This window comes from Streptomyces melanogenes, from assembly GCF_014649795.1.
Classification (GTDB): domain Bacteria; phylum Actinomycetota; class Actinomycetes; order Streptomycetales; family Streptomycetaceae; genus Streptomyces; species Streptomyces noboritoensis.
Genome location: NZ_BMTS01000005.1, coordinates 135228 through 157319, shown reverse-complemented (window position 1 = coordinate 157319; position 22092 = coordinate 135228). Strand labels below are relative to the sequence as shown.

At 71.3% G+C, this 22092-nt stretch carries 22 protein-coding genes; 19 read left to right on the top strand and 3 right to left on the bottom strand.

The features are described from left to right. Positions 1-164: 164 nt before the first annotated feature. Positions 165-797 (top strand): vitamin K epoxide reductase family protein, encoded by a 633-nt coding sequence (locus tag IE252_RS13065; RefSeq protein ID WP_190089543.1) that lies wholly within the window; start codon positions 165-167, stop codon positions 795-797. A 66-nt stretch (positions 798-863) separates the two neighbouring features. Beyond that, entirely contained in the window at positions 864-2216 is a 1353-nt protein-coding gene (locus tag IE252_RS13060) for a replication-associated recombination protein A (protein ID WP_190089542.1), read from the top strand. 43 nt (positions 2217-2259) lie between these two features. Here IE252_RS13060 and IE252_RS13055 read toward each other — a convergent pair whose 3' ends face one another. Further along, positions 2260-2967 (bottom strand): DUF2470 domain-containing protein, encoded by a 708-nt coding sequence (locus tag IE252_RS13055; protein WP_190089541.1) that lies wholly within the window; start codon positions 2965-2967, stop codon positions 2260-2262. A 243-nt stretch (positions 2968-3210) separates the two neighbouring features. Here IE252_RS13055 and rpsD point away from each other — a divergent pair, with 243 nt between their 5' ends. Beyond that, positions 3211-3825 carry a 30S ribosomal protein S4 gene (rpsD, locus tag IE252_RS13050; RefSeq protein WP_101392271.1) on the top strand — a complete coding sequence of 205 codons (615 nt, stop codon included), beginning with the start codon at positions 3211-3213 and terminating at the stop codon, positions 3823-3825. A gap of 14 nt (positions 3826-3839) precedes the next feature. Here the strand turns inward: rpsD and IE252_RS13045 are convergent, their stop codons facing one another. Beyond that, a complete protein-coding gene (locus IE252_RS13045) occupies positions 3840-5999 on the bottom strand; it encodes an ATP-binding protein (RefSeq protein ID WP_229848309.1) in 2160 nt (719 codons plus the stop codon). A 161-nt stretch (positions 6000-6160) separates the two neighbouring features. Between IE252_RS13045 and IE252_RS13040 the strand changes: the two genes are divergently transcribed. The 14 genes from IE252_RS13040 to nusB all read left to right on the top strand — a co-directional run bounded on the left by IE252_RS13040 (position 6161) and on the right by nusB (position 19522). Beyond that, positions 6161-6583 (top strand): DUF948 domain-containing protein, encoded by a 423-nt coding sequence (locus tag IE252_RS13040; protein ID WP_079125788.1) that lies wholly within the window; start codon positions 6161-6163, stop codon positions 6581-6583. A 7-nt stretch (positions 6584-6590) separates the two neighbouring features. Then, positions 6591-6932, top strand: coding sequence for a DUF6167 family protein (locus IE252_RS13035; protein WP_190089540.1), 342 nt, complete (start codon positions 6591-6593; stop codon positions 6930-6932). Then, complete coding sequence (gene alaS / locus IE252_RS13030) at positions 6932-9601, top strand: alanine--tRNA ligase (RefSeq protein WP_190089539.1); 2670 nt, start codon at positions 6932-6934, stop codon at positions 9599-9601. Before IE252_RS13035 ends, alaS begins: the two co-directional genes overlap by 1 nt. Next, positions 9601-10065 carry a Holliday junction resolvase RuvX gene (gene ruvX / locus IE252_RS13025; protein WP_190089538.1) on the top strand — a complete coding sequence of 155 codons (465 nt, stop codon included), beginning with the start codon at positions 9601-9603 and terminating at the stop codon, positions 10063-10065. Before alaS ends, ruvX begins: the two co-directional genes overlap by 1 nt. A gap of 101 nt (positions 10066-10166) precedes the next feature. Further along, entirely contained in the window at positions 10167-11888 is a 1722-nt protein-coding gene (mltG, locus tag IE252_RS13020; RefSeq protein ID WP_190089537.1) for an endolytic transglycosylase MltG, read from the top strand. Continuing rightward, positions 11885-12730, top strand: coding sequence for a shikimate dehydrogenase (locus IE252_RS13015; protein WP_229848307.1), 846 nt, complete (start codon positions 11885-11887; stop codon positions 12728-12730). Before mltG ends, IE252_RS13015 begins: the two co-directional genes overlap by 4 nt. Before the next feature lie 193 nt (positions 12731-12923). Further along, positions 12924-14108: a chorismate synthase gene (gene aroC / locus IE252_RS13010; protein ID WP_190089536.1), complete on the top strand. Its 1185-nt coding sequence runs from the start codon at positions 12924-12926 to the stop codon at positions 14106-14108. Then, on the top strand, positions 14105-14623 hold the full coding sequence (locus IE252_RS13005; protein ID WP_190089535.1) for a shikimate kinase: 519 nt from the start codon (positions 14105-14107) through the stop codon (positions 14621-14623). The genes aroC and IE252_RS13005 overlap by 4 nt, the downstream gene beginning before the upstream one ends. Next, entirely contained in the window at positions 14620-15714 is a 1095-nt protein-coding gene (gene aroB, locus IE252_RS13000; protein ID WP_190089534.1) for a 3-dehydroquinate synthase, read from the top strand. Before IE252_RS13005 ends, aroB begins: the two co-directional genes overlap by 4 nt. Continuing rightward, on the top strand, positions 15711-16151 hold the full coding sequence (gene aroQ / locus IE252_RS12995) for a type II 3-dehydroquinate dehydratase (protein WP_190089533.1): 441 nt from the start codon (positions 15711-15713) through the stop codon (positions 16149-16151). The genes aroB and aroQ overlap by 4 nt, the downstream gene beginning before the upstream one ends. A 128-nt stretch (positions 16152-16279) precedes the next feature. Next, a complete protein-coding gene (locus tag IE252_RS12990) occupies positions 16280-17143 on the top strand; it encodes a Pro-rich N-terminal domain-containing protein (protein ID WP_190089532.1) in 864 nt (287 codons plus the stop codon). A 213-nt stretch (positions 17144-17356) separates the two neighbouring features. After that, complete coding sequence (locus tag IE252_RS12985; protein WP_190089531.1) at positions 17357-18463, top strand: aminopeptidase P family protein; 1107 nt, start codon at positions 17357-17359, stop codon at positions 18461-18463. A gap of 58 nt (positions 18464-18521) precedes the next feature. Beyond that, a complete protein-coding gene (efp, locus tag IE252_RS12980; protein WP_190089530.1) occupies positions 18522-19088 on the top strand; it encodes an elongation factor P in 567 nt (188 codons plus the stop codon). A 2-nt stretch (positions 19089-19090) separates the two neighbouring features. After that, positions 19091-19522 carry a transcription antitermination factor NusB gene (gene nusB, locus IE252_RS12975; RefSeq protein WP_190089529.1) on the top strand — a complete coding sequence of 144 codons (432 nt, stop codon included), beginning with the start codon at positions 19091-19093 and terminating at the stop codon, positions 19520-19522. Between the two features lie 184 nt (positions 19523-19706). On the opposite strand, the gene bldD is transcribed toward nusB, so the two are convergent. Then, the gene (bldD, locus tag IE252_RS12970; protein ID WP_067155757.1) at positions 19707-20207 is read right to left on the bottom strand and encodes a transcriptional regulator BldD; all 501 of its coding nucleotides are present in this window, start codon (positions 20205-20207) and stop codon (positions 19707-19709) included. Positions 20208-20435: 228 nt separating this feature from the next. Here bldD and pyrR point away from each other — a divergent pair, with 228 nt between their 5' ends. Both pyrR and IE252_RS12960 read left to right on the top strand, forming a co-directional pair. Continuing rightward, complete coding sequence (gene pyrR, locus IE252_RS12965; RefSeq protein WP_101387373.1) at positions 20436-21011, top strand: bifunctional pyr operon transcriptional regulator/uracil phosphoribosyltransferase PyrR; 576 nt, start codon at positions 20436-20438, stop codon at positions 21009-21011. A gap of 94 nt (positions 21012-21105) precedes the next feature. Further along, on the top strand, positions 21106-22092 hold the full coding sequence (locus IE252_RS12960) for an aspartate carbamoyltransferase catalytic subunit (RefSeq protein WP_101387372.1): 987 nt from the start codon (positions 21106-21108) through the stop codon (positions 22090-22092).

Sequence of the window (22092 nt, the reverse complement as noted above, 5' to 3'; positions counted from 1 at the left end):
CGTCCTGATGGATGACGCCGGGGCCGAAGTGCCAAGTCCGGTCCCCGCGGGCCGGACTCGGCACGGCGCTCGCCGCCGTCCTTATCTCCATCGAACGGTGGCCGGGCCACCGATTGCGGCACAATGGCCCCTGCCCAGCAGCCACGGAATGACGGAACGGCGATATGACCACAACAGTTGACGACGTCTCCTCCGGCCAGGAGCAGGTGAGCACCAAGGGCACCGTCGGCGGCAGCCGCGCGTTCGCGTGGCTCCTGGTGATCACGGGCGCCGCCGGACTGCTCGCGGCCTGGGTCATCACCATCGACAAGTTCAAGCTGCTCGAGGACCCGAACTTCACGCCGGGCTGCAGCCTCAACCCGGTGGTCTCCTGCGGCAACATCATGAAGAGCGACCAGGCATCGGCGTTCGGCTTCCCGAACCCGATGCTGGGTCTGGTGGCGTACGGGATCGTGATCGCGGTCGGTATGAGCCTGCTGGCGGGCGCGCGCTTCCGGCCCTGGTACTGGCTGACCTTCAACGCGGGCACGCTCTTCGGCGTCGGGTTCTGCACCTGGCTCCAGTTCCAGTCGCTGTACCGGATCAACGCGCTCTGCCTGTGGTGCAGCCTGGCGTGGGTCGCCACGATCTTCATGTTCTGGTACCTGACCTCGCACAACATCCGCCGCGGCCTGCTGCCGGCGCCGGGCTGGCTGAAGTCGTTCCTGTCGGAGTTCACCTGGGTCCTGCCCGTGGTGCACGTCGGGATCATCGGGATGCTGATCCTGACGCGCTGGTGGGACTTCTGGACCAGCTGACCCTGCTGACCAGGGGGTTTCCCTGCGGCGGCGGCGTTGTCAGTGGGGTGGCATAGGGTTCTCGACGTGGAGCCCGACCTGTTCACCGCAGCCGCAGAGGACCGCCAGGAGAAAGACCCGGCGGGCAGCCCTCTGGCCGTCCGGATGCGCCCGCGCACCCTCGACGAAGTGGTCGGGCAGCAGCACCTGCTGAAGCCCGGCTCACCGCTGCGGCGCCTGGTGGGGGAGGGCAGCGGCGGCCCCGCCGGACCCTCCTCGGTGATCCTCTGGGGCCCGCCCGGCACCGGCAAGACGACGCTCGCGTACGTGGTGTCGAAGGCGACCAACAAGCGGTTCGTCGAGCTCTCCGCGATCACCGCGGGCGTCAAGGAAGTGCGGGCCGTGATCGACGGGGCCCGCCGGGCCATCGGCGGCTTCGGCAAGGAGACCGTCCTCTTCCTCGACGAGATCCACCGCTTCTCCAAGGCCCAGCAGGACTCACTGCTCCCTGCGGTGGAGAACCGCTGGGTGACGCTGATCGCGGCGACGACGGAGAACCCGTACTTCTCGGTGATCTCCCCGCTGCTCTCCCGCTCCCTGCTGCTGACCCTGGAGCCGCTCACCGACGACGACCTGCGCGCGCTGCTGCGCCGGGCGGTCGAGGAGGAGCGCGGGCTCGGCGGCGCGGTGACGCTGGCCGAGGACGCCGAGGCGCATCTGCTGCGGATCGCGGGCGGCGACGCCCGGCGCGCGCTGACCGCCCTGGAGGCGGCGGCGGGCTCGGCCCTGGCCAAGGAGGAGCCGGAGGTCACGCTCCAGACGGTCGAGGAGACGGTCGACCGGGCGGCGGTGAAGTACGACAAGGACGGCGACCAGCACTACGACGTGGCGAGCGCCCTGATCAAGTCCATCCGCGGCTCGGACGTGGACGCGGCGCTGCACTATCTGGCCCGGATGATCGAGGCGGGCGAGGACCCGCGGTTCATCGCGCGCCGTCTGATGATCTCCGCGAGCGAGGACATCGGTCTCGCGGACCCGACGGCGCTGCCGACGGCGGTCGCCGCCGCCCAGGCCGTCGCCATGATCGGCTTCCCGGAGGCGGCCCTCACGCTCAGCCACGCCACCATCGCCCTGGCGCTGGCCCCGAAGTCGAACGCGGCGACGAACGCGATCTTCGCCGCGATGGAGGACGTCCGCAAGGGCCTTGCCGGGCCCGTCCCGCCGCATCTGCGCGACGGCCACTACAAGGGCGCGGCCAAGCTCGGCCACGCTCAGGGGTATGTGTACCCGCACGACGTGCCGGGCGCGATCGCGGCGCAGCAGTACGCACCGGACGCGGTGGCCGACAAGCGCTACTACGAGCCGACGCGCTACGGCGCGGAGGCGCGGTACGCGGACGTGGTGGAGAAGGTCCGCGAGCGGCTGGGCCGGGGCGAGTAGCGTCCCTCGCCTCCGGTACCCCGGCCTCGTACCACCGACTCCCTCAGTCCGTCGCCGCCTCGAAGAGCCGGCGCATGGCCCGGCGCAGCGGGCCGAGGCCGGTCACCGGCTCCGGGAACTCGAAGCGCGCGTCGAAGCAGCGCCCGCCGGTGTCCTGGAAGCGGACCCGCAGTCCGAACCGGTCGAGCGCCAGCGGCGTGACCGATTTCATCCGCCGGCCCCCGTCGTGCCCTTCGTGCCCCTCGCGCTCGACCAGCCCGCACAGCGACCGCACCTGCTCCCCGTGGTGGGCGTGCAGATGCTGGAGCAGCTCCGTCTCGTCCCGGACCAGCGGGTCGGGCAGGGCGGCCGCGAAGGCCTCGGGCTCCACCGCGCTCGCGCCCCACAGGTCGTCCACGTACGCCTCGTTGACCTCCAGGCGCAGCGTCATGCTGCCGGGCGGGGCCAGGCCCGGGACGCGGGTGAGCCAGCCGGTGATCCAGGCGCGGCCGCGGATGCGGTGGGGGACGGAGACCGGCGCCACGTCGGTGATCTCCAGGACGGCCGACAGCTCGTCGTCCTGGGCGTGGGTCGCGGCCCGGACGACGGGGGAGTCGGCGGGGAAGAGCAGGAAGAGATCGCCTTCGGGGCCCACGTTCCGCAGCCGGGGCTCCAGCTGCTCCGGGCGGGCGCCCTGGAGGCCGGTGATGAGGAGCGCCGACGAGCAGGTACGATGTACGAGAGTTCGTGTGCGCTCGGCTGCTGACGGCATCCGTGCGATTTCAAGTCCGCTGGGACGCGGCTGACCACGATCTGATCGGACCTCCGTCACGTGACCGGTGGCATGCTGCGCACCGGTACCGGCCCCATTCTGAGGGCTGGTGGAGCCGGCCCCTTCTTGAGGGTCGGCCTTCTTCGTGCTGTCCGTGATGTGACTGGTGTTCCCCGGACGAGACATACGATCTCCTTGAGTAAGGTGAGCCTAACCTAACCCAACCATGGAGGTTTGGAGAACGTGCCTAACCAGTCGCGTCCCAAGGTCAAGAAGTCCCGTGCGCTCGGCATCGCGCTGACGCCGAAGGCCGTCAAGTACTTCGAGGCCCGTCCGTACCCGCCGGGCGAGCACGGCCGTGGCCGCAAGCAGAACTCGGACTACAAGGTCCGTCTGCTCGAGAAGCAGCGTCTGCGCGCCCAGTACGACATCTCTGAGCGTCAGATGGCGCGTGCCTACGACCGCGCCAAGAAGGCCGAGGGCAAGACGGGCGAGGCGCTGGTCGTCGAGCTCGAGCGCCGCCTCGACGCCCTGGTCCTGCGTTCGGGCATCGCCCGCACCATCTACCAGGCCCGCCAGATGGTCGTCCACGGCCACATCGAGGTCAACGGTGGCAAGGTCGACAAGCCGTCGTTCCGCGTCCGTCCGGACGACGTCATCACCGTCCGCGAGCGCAGCCGCGAGAAGCACCCCTTCCAGGTTGCCCGCGAGGGTGGCTACGCCGGCGAGGGCGAGACCCCGCGCTACCTCCAGGTGAACCTGAAGGCCCTGGCCTTCCGCCTGGACCGCGACCCGAACCGCAAGGAAATCCCGGTCATCTGCGACGAGCAGCTCGTCGTCGAGTACTACGCCCGCTGATCCAGGCGCAGTAGTCAGCGCTCCGCGCTCCGGCCCGCCGTCCCCTCGCTCCGCACGGAGCGGGAGGCGGCGGGCCCTCGCGTTTGCGGGCCCGGTACGTCATGGGCCCCGGGCACCTCGGGCGCCGGTTCTTCCGGGCCCGCCAGCGCCCGGGCCACCGTCGCGTCCAGGCCGAGCCCCCGGCCCCGGTTCCGGAACGTGCCGTACGCCGGGTCGCCCAGCCGCTCCCGGGCCCGCTGCTCGCACAGCACGTGCGCCGCGTTGAAGCACGCCGAGCCGAACAGCGGCAGCCCCACCGACGGCCAGATCCCCTCGGCGGCCCCCTGCAGCACCGCCGCCTCCGCCGGATCGCCGCCGTCCACCGCGACCAGCGCCAGCAGCTCCAGCGCCAGCACCGTGCCCAGCAGGTCGTGGAAGGCGTGGTCGATCACCAGGCACTCGGCGAGCAGCGCCCGCGCCCGGCCCAGGTCCTTGGCGTGCCAGGCGGCGTACCCGAGGACGTACAGCGCGTACGCCCGGGCCCAGCGCTCGCCGTGGTCCGCGCAGACCTCCACCACCTGCTCGCACATCACGACGGCCTCTTCGAGGTGGCCGCCGAAGGCCACCGCCATCGCCAGCTCGATCCGCGCCATCAGCACGTTGCTGTTGAGCTCGCCGATCTCCTCGTACCGGGCGAGGGCCGCGCGCAGCAGTTCCTCGGCCCTCGGCATGTCGTCCGAGACCAGCGCCAGACAGCCCGTCCGGTGCACCGCGTACGCCAGCGCCACCGCGTCGCCGGTGCGTTCGGCCTCCTCGCGGCACTCGTGCAGGGCCGCGATCGCCGCCGTGGTCTCGCCCCGCAGCACCGAGACGTAACCGAGCACCCACAGCGCCTTGAGCCGGGCGCCGTCGTGGTCGCCGCCCTCGGCCTCCAGGACCAGGGAAAGCCAGTGCGCGCCCTCGGCGAGCCGCCCGCAGCCCACCCAGCAGAACCAGAGCGTGCCCGCCAGGTACTGGGCCAGGTGCGCGTCCTGGCCGCGGTCCAGCGAGTGGTCCAGCGCCGCGCGCAGATTGGGCAGTTCGGCCTCCACCCGCACCGCCACCTCGGCCTGGCGCGGGCTGAACCAGTCCAGTTCGCACCAGGTGGCGAGCCCCAGGTACCAGTCGCGGTGCCTTCGGCGCAGCCGTTCCGCGTCGCCGGTCGCCGCCAGCCAGTCGGCGCCGTACTCCCGTACGGTGTCGAGCATCCGGAAGCGCACGCCCGCCGGGCCGTCCTCGCGCACCACGAGCGAGTGGTCGAGCAGCTCCTGCACCACGTCCAGGACGGACTCGGGCGGCAGGTCCGGGCCGACGCAGACGTACTCGACGGCCTCCAGGTCGAACTGCCCGGCGAACACCGAAAGACGCGCCCACAGCAGCCGCTGGGCCGGGGTGCACAGCTCGTGGCTCCAGCCGATCGTCGTGCGCAGGGTCTGGTGGCGCGCGAGCACCCCGCGCCCGCCGCCGGTCAGTAGCCGGAACCGGTCGTCGAGGCGGCGCAGCACCTGCTCCACCGAGAGCGCGCCGAGCCGCCCGGCCGCCAGCTCCAGGGCGAGCGGGATCCCGTCGAGCCTGCGGCACAGCTCCAGGACGGCCGCCGCCGACTCGTCGGTGGGCGCGAAGCCGCCGCGTCCGGCGGCGGCCCGGTCGGCGAAGAGCGCCACCGCGTCCTCGTCGTCCATCGGCGCCAGCGCGAGCAGCCGCTCCCCGGCCAGGCGCAGCGGCAGGCGCCCGGCGGCGAGCACCCGCAGCCCGGGGCAGCGCCGCAGCAGCTCGCACACCAGCTCCGCGCAGGCGTCCACGAGCTGTTCGAAGCCGTCCAGGACCAGCAGCAGGGTGCGGTCGGCGAGGTGGTCCAGGAGGACGCGGCGGGGCGGGCGGCTGGTGTGGTCGGTGAGGTCGAGCGCCTCCAGGACCGCGTGGTCGAGCAGTTCCGGGTCGGTGACCGTGGAGAGGTCCGCGGGCCACACCCCATCCCAGAAGCGTTCCTGCACCGCCGTGGCCGACGCGGCGCGCAGGGCCAGCCGGGTCTTTCCGACGCCGCCGACCCCGACCACGGTGGTCAGCCGCGCCTCGGCCAGCAGCCCGTGCAGCGCGGCCAGTTCACGTTCGCGCCCGACGAAGCCGTTCAGCTCCGAGGGCAGAGGGGAGCGCATGAAACACGCAGAGTACTCAGCCGTGTGCGGTGCGTACAAGCGGCTTGCGCGACTCCGCTCGCGCGCGGCCCTAATGCGGTAGGGGGCAAGACCCTCGGCGCGATAGGGTCGGGGAACAACTTTTTCTTGTCCGACGGTCGATGCGCAGGGAGCGGTGCGAAGTGTCCGGTGGAGAGGTGGCCGGGATCCTGGTGGCCGTCTTCTGGGCGATCCTGGTGTCCTTCCTCGCCGTAGTCCTCGTGCGGCTGGCCCAGACGCTGAAGGCGACGACCAAGCTGGTGGCGGACGTGACCGAACAGGCCGTCCCGCTCCTGGCGGACGCCTCGACGGCGGTGCGCTCGGCGCAGACCCAGCTGGACCGGGTCGACGCGATCGCCTCGGACGTCCAGGAGGTCACCTCCAACGCCTCGGCGCTCTCCACCACGGTCGCCTCGACCTTCGGCGGCCCCCTGGTGAAGGTCGCGGCCTTCGGGTACGGGGTGCGCCGGGCCATCGGACGGAAAACCGGGCCCGCCGAGCCGCCTCGTACGGTGATCGTCGGGCGGACTCTGCCGTCCGCGCGGCGGAGCAAGCGAAAGGGCTGACGCTGCGATGTTCCGCCGTACGTTCTGGTTCACCGCGGGCGCCGCAGCCGGTGTGTGGGCCACCACCAAGGTCAACCGGAAGCTGAAGCAGCTCACCCCGGAGTCGCTGGCCGCGCGCACCGCCGACAAGGCGATCGAGGCGGGCCACAAGCTCAAGGACTTCGCGCTCGACGTGAAGGCAGGAATGGTCGAGCGCGAGTCCGAACTCAACGACGCGCTCGGGCTGAACGCCTCCAACGTGCGGGAACTCCCGGCGCAGCGCCGCCTCGCGGCCATCGACCAACCCAACCAGCAGAACCCGAAGATCTCCTACAAGAAGATCTCGTACAACCGGAATGAGGACCACTGATGGAGTCGGCTGAAATCCGCCGCCGCTGGCTGAGCTTCTTCGAGGAGCGCGGTCACACCGTCGTCCCTTCGGCGTCGCTCATCGCGGACGACCCGACTCTGCTCCTGGTCAACGCGGGCATGGTGCCGTTCAAGCCCTACTTCCTGGGCGAGACCAAGCCGCCCGCCCCGCGCGCCACCAGCGTGCAGAAGTGCGTGCGCACGCCGGACATCGAAGAGGTCGGCAAGACCACCCGGCACGGCACGTTCTTCCAGATGTGCGGCAACTTCTCGTTCGGCGACTACTTCAAGGAAGGCGCCATCAAGTACGCCTGGGAGCTGCTGACCAGCTCCGTGGCGGACGGCGGCTTCGGCCTTGAGCCCGAGAAGCTCTGGATCACGGTCTACCTCGACGACGACGAGGCCGAGCAGATCTGGCGCGAGAAGATCGGCGTCCCCGCCGAGCGCATCCAGCGCCTGGGCAAGAAGGACAACTTCTGGTCCATGGGCGTCCCCGGCCCCTGCGGCCCCTGCTCCGAGATCAACTACGACCGCGGCCCCGAGTTCGGCGTCGAGGGCGGCCCGGCCGTCAACGACGAGCGGTACGTGGAGATCTGGAATCTCGTCTTCATGCAGTACGAGCGGGGCGCCGGCGAGGGCAAGGAGGACTTCCCGATCCTCGGCGACCTGCCGTCGAAGAACATCGACACCGGTCTCGGTCTCGAGCGCCTCGCCATGATCCTGCAGGGCGTGCAGAACATGTACGAGACCGACACCCTGCGCGTCGTCATGGACAAGGCCACCGAGCTGACCGGTGTGCGCTACGGCGACAAGCACGACACCGACGTCTCCATGCGTGTGGTGGCCGACCACATCCGTACGTCCGTGATGCTCATCGGCGACGGGGTGACCCCCGGCAACGAGGGCCGCGGCTATGTGCTGCGCCGCATCATGCGCCGCGCGATCCGCAACATGCGCCTGATGGGCGCCACCGGGCCGGTCGTCCAGGACCTCATCGACGTCGTGATCGACACGATGGGCCAGCAGTACCCGGAGCTGATCACCGACCGCAAGCGCATCGAGACGGTCGCGCTCGCCGAAGAGGCCGCCTTCCTCAAGGCCCTCAAGGGCGGCACCAACATCCTGGACACCGCCGTCACCGAGACCAAGGCCTCCGGCGGCACGGTCCTGGCCGGCGAGAAGGCCTTCCTGCTCCACGACACCTGGGGCTTCCCCATCGACCTCACCCTGGAGATGGCCGCCGAGCAGGGCCTCTCCGTGGACGAGGACGGCTTCCGCCGTCTGATGAAGGAGCAGCGCGAGCGCGCCAAGGCCGACGCCAAGGCCAAGAAGACCGGCCACGCCGACCTGTCCGCCTACCGCGAGGTGGCCGACAACTCCGGCGAGACCGACTTCACCGGCTACACGCTCACCGAGAACGAGTCGACGGTCGTCGGCCTCCTCGTCGACGGCGTGCCCTCGCCCGCCGCCTCCGAGGGCGACGAGGTCGAGGTCGTCCTCGACCGCACCCCGTTCTACGCCGAGGGCGGCGGCCAGCTCGCCGACCAGGGCCGCATCCGGCTCGACACCGGCGCGGTCATCGAGATCCGCGACGTGCAGAAGCCGGTCCCGGGCGTCCACGTCCACAAGGGCGTCGTCCAGGTCGGCGAGGTCACCGTCGGCGCCTCGGCCTACGCCAGCATCGACATCAAGCGCCGCCGCGCCATCGCCCGCGCCCACAGCGCCACGCACCTGACCCACCAGGCGCTGCGCGACGCGCTCGGCCCGACGGCCGCCCAGGCCGGTTCGGAGAACTCGCCGGGCCGCTTCCGCTTCGACTTCGGCTCGCCCGCCGCCGTTCCCGGCACGGTCCTCACCGACGTCGAGCAGCGGATCAACGAGGTCCTCTCGCGGGAACTCGACGTCCAGGCCGAGGTCATGTCGATCGACGAGGCCAAGAAGCAGGGCGCCATCGCCGAGTTCGGCGAGAAGTACGGCGAGCGCGTCCGCGTGGTCACCATCGGGGACTTCTCCAAGGAGCTCTGCGGCGGTACGCACGTCCACAACACCGCCCAGCTGGGTCTGGTGAAGCTGCTCGGCGAGTCCTCCATCGGCTCCGGAGTGCGCCGCATCGAGGCCCTGGTCGGCGTGGACGCGTACAACTTCCTGGCCCGTGAGCACACGGTCGTCGCCCAGCTCCAGGAGCTGGTCAAGGGCCGTCCCGAGGAGCTGCCGGAGAAGATCTCCACCATGCTCGGCAAGCTGAAGGACGCCGAGAAGGAGATCGAGAAGTTCCGCGCCGAGAAGGTGCTCCAGGCCGCCGCCGGGCTGGCCGAGGGCGCCAAGGACGTCCGGGGCGTCGCCCTGGTCACCGGTCAGGTGCCGGACGGCACCTCCGCCGACGACCTGCGCAAGCTCGTCCTCGACGTGCGCGGCCGCATCTCCTCGGACCGTCCGGTCGTGGTGGCGCTGTTCACCACGGCCAACGGCCGCCCGGTCACGGTCATCGCCACCAACGAGGCCGCCCGCGAGCGCGGTCTCAAGGCCGGTGAGCTGGTCCGTACCGCCGCCAAGACCCTCGGCGGCGGCGGTGGCGGCAAGCCGGACGTCGCCCAGGGCGGCGGTCAGAACCCGGACGCGATCGGCGACGCCGTCGACGCCGTCGAGCGCCAGGTCGGCGAGACCGCCTGATGCGACGCGGACGCCGTCTCGCGATCGACGTCGGGGACGCCCGGATCGGGGTCGCCTCGTGCGACCCCGACGGGGTCCTCGCCACGCCGGTGGAGACCGTGCCGGGACGCGATGTCCCGGCCGCCCACCGGCGGTTGCGCCGACTCGTCGAGGAGTACGAGCCCATCGAGGTCGTCGTCGGACTGCCCCGCTCCCTCAGCGGGGGCGAGGGCCCGGCGGCCGTCAAGGTCCGCAAGTTCGCCGGGGAACTGGCGAAGGGGATCGCCCCGATCCCGGTCCGGCTGGTCGACGAGCGGATGACAACGGTCACAGCCACCCACGGACTGCGCGCTTCCGGTGTGAAGGCGAAGAAGGGCAGGTCGGTCATCGACCAGGCCGCCGCGGTGGTCATCCTGCAGAACGCGCTTGAGGCCGAACGGGTGTCAGGACGCCCGCCCGGCGAGGGCGTCGAAGTGGTTATCTGATCGCGATACGGTAACGTTCCGCGCGATGCGGCGACATTCGAACAGCGGCCGCACAGCAAAAGAGGCGGACCGTCCGGATGCCTCGCGGCTCTAGGGGACCGATGACTGAGTATGGCCGGGGCGCAGGCTCCGAACCGTGGCATCCCGAGGATCCCCTCTACGGGGACCAGGGGTGGGGAGCGCAGCAGCAGCCCGCGCCCGGTCAGGCTCAGTACGCCGAGCAGCAGGCGCACCAGCAGTACGCCCAGCAGCAGAACCCGCAGGCCCAGCAGCACCAGCAGCATCCTCAGCACCAGCAGCAGTACGCGCAGCAGCCGCAGGACCAGTACGGGCAGCAGCACTACGGTGAGCAGGCCCAGCATCCCCAGCAGGGCTACCCGCAGGAGCAGTACGTACAGCAGCAGGCGCAGTACACCGCGGGCTGGGACACCACCGGCCAACAGGCCGCCATGCCCTACGCGGCCCAGCAGCCCACCGAGGGCTACCCGGGGTACGGCACCGAGACCCAGGACTACTACGGCACGCCCGAGGCGTATCCGCCGCCGCAGCCCCCGGGCCAGCGGCGCGCGGTGCCCGAGCAGGCACCGGAGTGGACCCCCGAGGAGCAGGAGCCGGAGGAGGAGAACCACCCCTTCTTCACCGACGGCAAGGGCGGCGACGAAACCGACTCCGACGAGGAGGAGCCGCGCGGCTCCCGGCGTGGCGGCGGTGGCCGCGACCGCCGGGGCGGCAAGGGGAAGAAGAAGGGCAAGAGCGGACGCGCCTGCCTGGTGCTCGTCGTGGTCTTCTCGCTCGGCGTGGGCGGCGCCGGGTACTTCGGCTACCAGTTCTGGCAGAAGAAGTTCGGCGCGGCTCCCGACTACGTCGGCACCGGCAGCACCCCGGTCCAGGTGGAGATCCCGCAGGGCGCCGGCGGCTACGAGATCGGCAGCATCCTGGCCAAGGCCGGAGTGGTCAAGAGCCAGGGCGCGTTCGTCTCCGCGCAGAACGACAACCCCAAGGGCAAGACGCTCCAGGCGGGCGTCTACACGCTCAACAAGGGAATGTCGGCGGCGAACGCGGTCGCGGCCATGCTCAACCCGGCCAGCCGCAGCAACTTCATCATTCCCGAGGGCAAGCGGAACGCCTGGGTCTACGAGCAGATCGACAAGCGCCTCGAACTCAAGCCGGGCACGACCAAGGACGTCGCCAAGTCCCAGGCGAAGAACCTCGGCCTGCCGGACTGGGCGAACGACAACAAGGAGATCGCCGACCCGCTGGAAGGGTTCCTCTACCCGGCCAGCTACCCGGTCGCCAAGGGCGCCAAGCCCGAGGACGTACTGCGCAAGATGGTCTCCCGCGCCAACCAGGAGTACGGCAAGGTCGACCTGAAGGGCATGGCGTCCAAGCTCGGCCTGAAGTCGCCCCTCCAGGTCATCACGGTCGCGAGCCTCGTCCAGGCGGAGGGCAAGTACAAGCACGACTTCGACAAGGTCGCGCGGGTCGTCTTCAACCGCCTCAAGCCGAACAACACCGAGACCTACGGCCTGCTCGACTTCGACTCCACGGTCAACTACGCCAAGAGCGAGTCGACCCTGGACACCGGTGCGGTCAAGGACCTGCGCCACTTCAAGCACCCGTACAACACGTACTACATCCACGGTCTGCCGCCCGGTCCGATCGGCAACCCCGGTGAGTCCGCGCTGCACTCGGCGCTCAACCCGACGCCGGGCCCGTGGTACTACTTCGTCTCCGTCACCGAGAACGAGACCCTGTTCGCGGTCACCAACGAAGAGCACGAGCAGAACCGCAAGAAGTACGAGAAGGAGAAATCCGGCCAGTGAGCTCAGTGAGCCAGGAGAGCGGTGCGCGCCGGGCGGCCGTACTGGGATCGCCCATCGCGCACTCGCTCTCCCCGGTGCTGCACCGCGCCGCCTACCGGGAACTCGGCCTCGCCCACTGGTCGTACGACCGGTTCGAGGTGGACGAGGACGCGCTGCCCGCCTTCGTCGACGGGCTCGACCGGTCGTGGGCGGGGCTCTCGCTCACGATGCCGCTGAAGCGGGCGATCATCCCGCTGCTCGACGGCATCAGCGACACCGCCGCCTCGGTGGAGGCGGTCAACACGGTCGTCCTCACCGCCGACGGGCGCCGCTACGGCGACAACACCGACATCCCCGGCATGATCGCCGCGCTGCGCGAGCGCGGCGTGGAGCGCGTGCCGTCCGCCGCCGTGCTCGGCGCGGGCGCCACCGCGTCCTCCGCGCTGGCCGCCCTCGCCCGCATCTGTACGGGGGAGGTCACCGCGTACGTGCGCAGCGCCGCCCGGGCCGAGGAGATGCGGGGCTGGGGCGAGCGGCTCGGGGTCGCCGTGCGCACCGCCGACTGGACGGACGCGGCGGAGGCCTTCGAGTCCCCCCTGGTCATCGCCACCACCCCGGCGGGCACCACCGACACCCTCGCGTCCGCTGTCCCCGACAGCCCCGGCACACTCTTCGACGTCCTGTACGACCCCTGGCCGACCGCACTGGCGGCGTCCTGGTCGGCGAACGGCGGACCGGTGGTGGGCGGCCTGGACCTCCTCGTACACCAGGCGGTGCTCCAGGTGGAACAGATGACGGGTGTGGAGAAGGCGCCTTTGGCGGCGATGCGCAGGGCGGGCGAGGAAGCGTTGGCGTCCCGCTGAGGCGTACCTCCTAGGGGCGCGGGGAACTGCGCGACCAGCCACGACGCTCCCGCACCTGACGAAGAAGCGTCCGTTTGCTGGACCGTCGGGCAGGTCGGCGCACCGGACATGGGAGGATCAGGGGAGGCGGGCCAGGGCCGCGCACCCGGCCGCGCCGTCGCAGTTCCAAGGCGCGAGAGCAAGAGGAGCACCGTTGAGCAGGTTGCGCTGGCTGACCGCGGGGGAGTCCCACGGACCCGCACTGGTGGCGACGTTGGAGGGCCTTCCCGCCGGCGTCCCGATCACCACGGAGATGGTGGCGGACCACCTGGCCCGGCGACGCCTCGGCTATGGACGCGGCGCCCGGATGAAGTTCGAGCGCGACGAGGTGACCTTCCTCGGCGGCGTCCGGCACGGCCTGTCGATGGGCTCGCCCATCGCGGTCATGGTCGGCAACACCGAGTGGCCCAAGTGGGAACAGGTCATGTCGGCCGACCCCGTGGACCCCGAGATCCTGGCCGACCTGGCCCGCAACGCGCCGCTGACGCGCCCGCGCCCCGGCCACGCCGACCTCGCGGGCATGCAGAAGTACGGCTTCGACGAGGCCCGGCCGATCCTGGAGCGCGCCAGCGCCCGCGAGACGGCTGCCCGGGTGGCCCTCGGCGCGGTGGCCCGTTCGTACCTGAAGGAGACGGCGGGCATCGAGGTCGTCTCGCACGTGGTCGAGCTGGCCTCGGCGAAGGCGCCGTACGGCGTGTACCCGACCCCGGCCGACGTCGAGAAGCTCGACGCCGACCCGGTGCGCTGCCTGGACGCGGACGCGTCGAAGGCGATGGTCGCGGAGATCGACCAGGCTCACAAGGACGGCGACACGCTCGGCGGCGTGGTCGAGGTCCTGGCGTACGGCGTACCCGTCGGCCTGGGCTCGCACGTCCACTGGGACCGGCGTCTGGACGCCCGGCTCGCCGCCGCCCTGATGGGCATCCAGGCGATCAAGGGCGTCGAGGTCGGCGACGGCTTCGACCTGGCCCGGGTGCCGGGCTCGAAGGCGCACGACGAGATCGTGAAGACCGCCGACGGCGTCAAGCGCACCACCGGCCGCTCCGGTGGCACCGAGGGCGGTCTGACCACCGGTGAACTGCTGCGCGTCCGCGCCGCGATGAAGCCGATCGCGACCGTGCCGCGCGCGCTGGCCACCATCGACGTGGTCACGGGCGAGGCCGCCAAGGCCCACCACCAGCGCTCGGACGTCTGCGCCGTGCCCGCCGCCGGGATCGTGGCCGAGGCCATGGTCGCGCTGGTCCTCGCGGACGCGGTGGCGGAGAAGTTCGGCGGCGACTCGGTCCCCGAGACCCGCCGCAACGTCCAGTCCTACCTCGACAACCTGCAGATCCGGTGACCACCGGTCCGCTGGTCGTCCTGATCGGCCCGATGGGGTCCGGGAAGTCCACCGTGGGCGCGCTGCTGGCCGAGCGGCTCGGCGCGCCCTACCGGGACACCGACGCCGACATCGTGGCCGCCCAGGGCCGGGAGATCGCCGACATCTTCGTCGACGAGGGCGAGTCGCACTTCCGCGAGCTGGAGCGGGAGGCGGTGCGCGCCGCCGTCGCCGAGCACAGCGGTGTGCTCGCCCTCGGCGGCGGCGCCATCCTCGACGCGTCCACGCGCGCGCTGCTGTCCGGCCTGCCGGTCGTCTATCTGTCGATGGACGTCGAGGAGGCGGTGAAGCGGGTCGGCCTCAACACCGCCCGCCCGCTCCTCGCCGTCAACCCGCGCCGCCAGTGGCGCGAACTGATGGACGCCCGGCGCCATCTGTACACCGAAGTAGCCCGGGTCGTCGTCGAGACCGACGGCCGTACCCCCGAAGAGGTCGCCCAGGCGGTCCTCGACGCACTGGAGCTGAAATCCGCATGAGCGAGCAGGCACCCACCCGGATCCACGTCGGCGGCAGCGCCGGGGCGGACCCGTACGACGTGCTCGTCGGCCGCAACCTCCTGGCCGAACTGCCCGGCCTGATCGGCACCAAGGCCCGCAAGGTCGCCGTCATCCACCCGGAGGCGCTGGCCGGCACCGGCGACGCCATCCGCGAGGACCTGGCCGCGCAGGGCTACGAGGCCATCGCCATCCAGGTGCCCAACGCCGAGGAGGCGAAGACCTACGAGGTCGCCGCCTACTGCTGGAAGGCGCTCGGCCAGTCCGGCTTCACCCGGACCGACGCCGTCGTCGGCGTGGGCGGCGGCGCCACCACCGACCTCGCGGGCTTCGTCGCGGCCACCTGGCTGCGCGGGGTGCGCTGGATCTCGGTCCCGACCACCGTGCTCGGCATGGTCGACGCGGCCGTCGGCGGCAAGACCGGCATCAACACCGCCGAGGGCAAGAACCTGGTGGGCGCGTTCCACCCGCCGGTCGGCGTCCTGTGCGACCTGGCCGCGCTGGACTCGCTACCGGTCCACGACTTCGTCTCCGGTATGGCCGAGGTCATCAAGGCGGGCTTCATCTCCGACCCGGTCATCCTCGACCTGATCGAGTCCGACCCGGCGGGCGCCCGCACCCCCCAGGGCCCGCACACGGCCGAGCTGATCGAGCGGGCGATCCGGGTGAAGGCGGAGGTCGTCTCCAGCGACCTCAAGGAGTCGGGCCTGCGCGAGATCCTGAACTACGGGCACACCCTCGCGCACGCCATCGAGAAGAACGAGCGCTACAAGTGGCGCCACGGCGCCGCCGTCTCCGTCGGCATGGTCTTCGCGGCCGAGCTGGGCCGCCTCGCCGGGCGCCTCGACGACGCCACGGCCGACCGGCACCGCTCCATCCTGGAGTCGGTGGGCCTGCCGCTGACCTACCGCGCCGACCAGTGGCCCAAGCTGGTGGAGAACATGAAGCTGGACAAGAAGTCGCGGGGCAACCTGCTGCGCTTCATCGTCCTGGACGGGCTCGCCAAGCCGACGGTCCTGGAGGGCCCGGACCCGGCGGTGCTGCTCGCGGCGTACGGGGAGGTGTCGTCGTGAGCCGTCGCGTCCTGGTGCTCAACGGCCCCAACCTGGGCCGCCTGGGCTCGCGCGAGCCGGACGTCTACGGGGCGACGACGTACGCCGGTCTCGTCGAGGTCTGCCAGACCCTCGGCAAGGAGCTCGGCTTCGACGTGGAGGTCCGCGAGACCAACGACGAGGGCGACATGATCCGCTGGCTGCACGAGGCGGCCGACGGAAAGATTCCGGTCGTTCTCAATCCGGGCGCGTTCACCCACTATTCGTACGGAATGCGGGACGCGGCCGCCCAGCGCACCGCCCCGCTCATCGAGGTGCACATCTCGAACCCGTACACCCGCGAGGAGTTCCGCCACACCTCCGTGGTGGCGGCCGTGGCGAGCGGCACCGTCGCGGGCTTCGGCATCGGCTCGTACCGCCTGGCGCTGCGCGCGCTCGCCGACGAGATCGGCGGCTGACCGGGCACCTTCGCCGCACCCCGGCCGTTCACACTGGGACGGCCGGGGAAGGTACGGTTCTGGACCGGACGCCTCCGACGGGCGTCGGAACAGCGCCAGTTGCCTTGTACGAGACGGAGTGGCACCGGATGCAGCACGAAGCGGGAGCGCCGCTTCCGCCGCCCCACGCGCCGGGGCACGGAGCGGGGCCCGACTGGGCCTTCGTCGCCCCCCACCAGCCCGTGGCCCGACCCGCGGCCCCGGCAGGTCCCGCGGCACCGGGTGCCCACCAGCCCCTCGCCCACGGCACCCAGCCGCCCCCCGTGCCCGGCCCGCCGCCTCCGCCGCCGACGGCCCCGGGCTGGCACGCGCCGCCGTCCCGGGACACCACGGGGCACGTCCAGCTGCCCCCGGGCGGCCCCGTGCCGCTGCCGCAGGCCCCGGAGGGCACCGGGGTCACCACGCTCGCGGTGCTGCTCATAGGCCCGGCGGGCGCGGGCAAGACCACGGTCGCCCGCTACTGGGCCCAGCACCGCCGCGTTCCCACCGCCCACATCAGCCTCGACGACGTACGGGAATGGGTCTGCGCGGGCTTCGCCGACCCGCAGTCGGGCTGGAACGACCACTCCGAGGCGCAGTACCGCCTGGCCCGCCGCACCTGCGGCTTCGCCGCGCGCAACTTCCTGGCCAACGGCATCTCCTGCATCCTGGACGACGCGGTCTTCCCGGACCGCCCGGTGGTGGGCCTGGGCGGCTGGAAGCGCCACGTGGGCCCGGGCTTGTTGCCTGTCGTCCTCCTCCCGGGCCTGGACATCGTCCTGGAGCGCAACGCCGAACGCTCCGGCAACCGCCGCCTCTCCGACGAGGAGGTCGCAGGCATCCACGGCCGCATGGCGGGCTGGTACGGCTCGGGCCTCCCCATCATCGACAACTCCCAGTACGACGTCCCCACGACGGCCCGCCTACTGGACGACGTTTTGGCGAGAGCGATCGCAAGCCCGCCGAGCTGGTGAAATCAAGCCCGTCCGGCGTTTGAGGACGAGGCCCGAAGGGCCGATAAGGGGCGCGGGGAACTGCGCGACCAGCCCAAGGCGGCCCGCAGCAAACCGACAACCGGCGGGAGCCGACAGCCGGTCCGGCCACTGAGGACGCACCGGCCACCGGGCCGCCCCCCGGTCGGACGCGCAGAGACGGCCAACCACCCGCCCCCCAAATACGCTCGACGCATGTCAGAGGTGTACGCGACCCGCCGCGGCTGGCTCAAGGACCGCTGCGCCGCCACCGGCAGCGCCGCGGCCCTGGTCTCCCGCCCCGCCAACGTCCGCTATCTCGCGGGCGGCGCCCCGCCCGGCGCCGTCCTGCTGCTCGGCCCGGCCGAGGACGTCCTGCTCTGCCCCCGTACGCCCACCGGCGACCTCGTCGAGGGCCGGCTGGACGAGCAGCTGCGGATCACCGTGCTGCCCACGCCCTCGGGCGACCCCGCGGTCGCCGCGGCCGACCTCGCCCAGGCCTCCGGCGCCGACTCGCTCAGCGTGGAGGAGCACGACCTCACCGTCGCCCGCCACCGGGCGATCGGCTCGGTCGCGCCCCGGCTGCTCCTCGGCGACCTCGGGGGAGCGGTCGAGCAGAAGCGGCTGGTCAAGGACGAGGAGGAGATCGCGTGCCTGCGCATCGCGGCCGAGATCGCCGACCAGGCGCTCGGCGAGCTCCTGGAGTCGATCCTCGTCGGCCGCACCGAGCGCCACCTCGCTCTGGAGCTGGAGCGAAGACTGGTGGACCACGGCGCCGACGGCCCCGCCTTCGCCACCTCCGTCGGCACCGGCCCCAACTCCGGCCGCGGCGGCCACCGGCCCTCCGACCGACGGGTGGAGGAAGGAGATTTCCTCTCCGTCTGCCTGGGCGCGACCTACCGCGGCTACCGCTGCGAGATCGGCCGTACGTTCGTCATCGGGACGACTCCCGCCGACTGGCAGATCGAGCTGTACGACGTCGTCTTCGCCGCTCAGCGGGCCGGGAGGGAGGCCCTGGCGCCGGGCGCCGAGTACCGTGCGGTGGACCGCGCGGCACGCCAGGTGCTGGACGCGGCGGGCCACGCGGAGGGCCTGGGAGCGTGCACCGGACACGGCGTCGGCCTCGAAATCAGCGAGGACCCGCAGCTCGCACCTGGAGCCATGGGTAAACTGGACGCTTGCGTGCCGGTCACCGTCGAACCGGGGGTCCACCTCCCGGGCCGGGGTGGTGTCCGAATCGATGACACGCTCGTCGTCCGCCCCGAGGCGGATGGCGGGCCAGAGCTACTCACCATTACGACCAAGGAACTGCTCGCGCTCTAGCTCCGCTGTGCCGCGCACCCTCGGTCCCACCAGCTTCAGTCCAGGAGATTCCGCAACCGTGGCTTCCACGAACGACCTCAAGAACGGCATGGTGCTCAAGCTCGACGGGGGCCAGCTCTGGTCCGTCGTCGAGTTCCAGCACGTCAAGCCCGGCAAGGGCCCGGCCTTCGTGCGCACCAAGCTCAAGAACGTGCTCTCCGGCAAGGTCGTCGACAAGACCTTCAACGCCGGCGTGAAGGTCGAGACGGCCACCATCGACCGCCGCGACATGCAGTTCTCGTACATGGACGGCGAGTACTTCGTCTTCATGGACATGGACACCTACGACCAGCTGATGGTCGACCGCAAGAACGTCGGCGACGCCGCCAACTTCCTGATCGAGGGCTTCACCGCCTCCGTGGCGCAGCACGAGGGCGAGGTGCTCTACGTGGAGCTGCCGGCCGCCGTCGAGCTCGTCATCCAGGAGACCGAGCCGGGTGTCCAGGGCGACCGCTCCACCGGTGGCACCAAGCCCGCCACCCTGGAGACCGGCTACCAGATCCAGGTCCCGCTCTTCATCACCACCGGTGAGAAGGTCAAGGTCGACACCCGCACCAGCGACTACCTCGGCCGGGTGAACAGCTAACCGTGGCTGCCCGGAACAAGGCGCGCAAGCGCGCCTTCCAGATCCTCTTCGAGGCCGACCAGCGCGGCGAGTCCGTGCAGACGGTCCTCGCGGACTGGGTGCGCCACTCGCGGTCCGACGACCGTCAGCCGCCGGTCAACGAGTACACGATGCAGCTCGTCGAGGGGTACGCGCAGTACGAGGCGCGCATCGACGACCTCATCTCCACGTACGCCGTCGACTGGACGCTCGACCGGATGCCGGTCGTCGACCGCAACATCCTGCGGCTCGGGACGTACGAGCTCGTCTGGGAGGACGAGACGCCGGACGCCGTCGTCATCGACGAGGCGGTGCAGCTGGCGAAGGAGTTCTCCACGGACGACTCCCCGGCCTTCGTGAACGGGCTGCTCGCCCGTTTCAAGGACCTCAAGCCGAGTCTTCGCCGGGACGCCTAGCCCAGGCCAGGCACCAGGCACACGAAGGGCCCGCTGTACGCACGTACGGCGGGCCCTTCGCCGTGTCCGGGACCCGGGTGCCCGCCCGGCCGTGCGGGGAGCGCAGAAAGCCGCCGGGCCGGCCAGGACCCGAAGGTTCCGGCCGGCCCGGCGGCGGCACGTTTCTGCTGAAGCGGCGGAGGCGTCAGTTGTCCTCGTGGGCGACCGCGCGGCGCGCGTCCGCGTCCAGGACGCCCCAGCTGATCAGCTGCTCGGTGAGGACCGAGGGCGACTGGTCGTAGATGACGGCGAGGGTGCGCAGGTCGTCCTGACGGATCGACAGCACCTTGCCGTTGTAGTCGCCGCGCTGCGACTGGATCGTCGCCGCGTACCTCTGCAGCGGGCCCGCCTTCTCCGGCGGGACGTGCGCGAGGCGCTCCAGGTCGAGCACGAGCTTCGGCGGCGGCTCGGCGGCCCCGCCGGGCGTGGTGCCGGGCAGCAGCTCCTGCACCGGGACCCCGTAGAAGTCCGCGAGCTCGGCGAGGCGCTGTACGGTCACGGCGCGGTCGCCGCGCTCGTACGACCCGACCACGACGGCCTTCCAGCGGCCCTGGGACTTCTCCTCCACACCATGGAGGGACAGACCCTGCTGGGTGCGGATGGCGCGGAGCTTGGCCCCGAGCTGTTTTGCGTATTCGCTGGACATATAGCTCCCCGGACGCTGTGACAACGTGCGGCTCCGCCGCGTGGCTGGTAACTCACTGTGAGGTTACGCAGCGTTACTTGCCCGCGTCAAGCCGAATGGTCCATACCCCCACCCCAGACGGGTGACGACCCCGTGTGAAGACGGGCAAAGGCCCTGGTACCGTGGACGGAGTAATTCCGACGTCCTTTAAGGTCCGTCCCGTGAGGCGGAGAAGGAGGTCCGTTTCGTATGGACACGCAACAGCCCGATGCGGCCCGCCCGGTTCTCGAGGGCCCCGACATCGCGCGGGTACTGACCCGCATCGCCCACGAGATCGTCGAACGCGCCAAGGGCGCCGACGACGTGGTGCTGCTCGGCATTCCCACCCGTGGCGTCTTCCTCGCCCGCAGGCTGGCCGACAAGCTCGAAGAGATCACCGCGGGCAAGGTCCCGGTCGGCTCCCTCGACATCACCATGTACCGCGACGACCTGCGCATGCACCCGCCGCGCGCGCTGGCCCGCACCGAGATCCCCGGTGACGGCCTGGACGGCAAACTGGTCGTCCTCGTCGACGACGTGCTCTTCTCCGGCCGCACCATCCGGGCCGCCCTCGACGCGCTGAACGACCTCGGCCGCCCGCGTGCCGTGCAGCTCGCGGTCCTCGTCGACCGGGGCCACCGCGAACTCCCGATCCGCGCCGACTACGTCGGCAAGAACCTCCCGACGTCGCTGCGGGAGACGGTCAAGGTCCTGCTCGCCGAGGAGGACGGCCGCGACGCCGTGCTGCTCGGTGCCAAGCGGACCGCCCAGGACGGCGAGCAGTAAGCCACCTCCGCACGGAGCACGGGTCGTACCGGCCCGTGCGGCACTTCTGCGCGCCCGCACGCCCGAACCTCCACCCTCCTGGAGAAGAAACCAGATGAAGCGTCACCTCATCTCGGCCGCCGACCTCACCCGCGACGATGCCGTGCTCATCCTCGACACCGCCGAAGAGATGGCCCGGGTCGCCGACCGGCCGATCAAGAAGCTGCCCACCCTGCGCGGCCGTACCGTCGTCAACCTCTTCTTCGAGGACTCGACGCGCACCCGGATCTCCTTCGAGGCCGCCGAGAAGCGCCTGTCGGCCGACGTCATCAACTTCACCGCCAAGGGATCGAGCGTGTCCAAGGGCGAGTCCCTGAAGGACACCGCCCAGACCCTGGAAGCGATGGGCGTGGACGCCGTCGTCATCCGGCACGGCGCCTCCGGCGCGCCCTACCGGCTCGCCACCTCCGACTGGATCGACGCGGCCGTCATCAACGCCGGCGACGGCACCCACCAGCACCCCACCCAGGCCCTGCTCGACGCCTTCACCATGCGCCGCCGCCTGGTCGGCCGGGACGCCGGGCTCGGCCAGGACCTGGCGGGCAAGCGGATCACCATCGTCGGCGACGTGCTGCACAGCCGGGTCGCCCGCTCCAACGTGGACCTGCTGCACACCCTGGGCGCCGAGGTCACCCTGGTGGCCCCGCCCACCCTGCTGCCGGTCGGCGTCGACCACTGGACCTGCGACGTCTCCTACGACCTCGACAGCGTGCTGCCGAAGTCCGACGCGGTGATGATGCTGCGTGTGCAGCGCGAGCGGATGAACGCCGCCTTCTTCCCGACCGAGCGCGAGTACTCGCGCCGCTACGGCCTGGACGGCGAGCGGATGGCGCGGATGCCCGAGCACGGCATCGTGATGCACCCCGGCCCGATGGTCCGGGGCATGGAGATCACCGCCGAGGTCGCCGACTCCGACCGCTGCACCGTCATCGAGCAGGTCGCCAACGGCGTCCACACCCGGATGGCGGTCCTCTACCTGCTCCTGGGCGGCAACGAGCCCGCCGTCAGCCACGCCCGCCCCGTCGATTCGGAGACCAAGTAA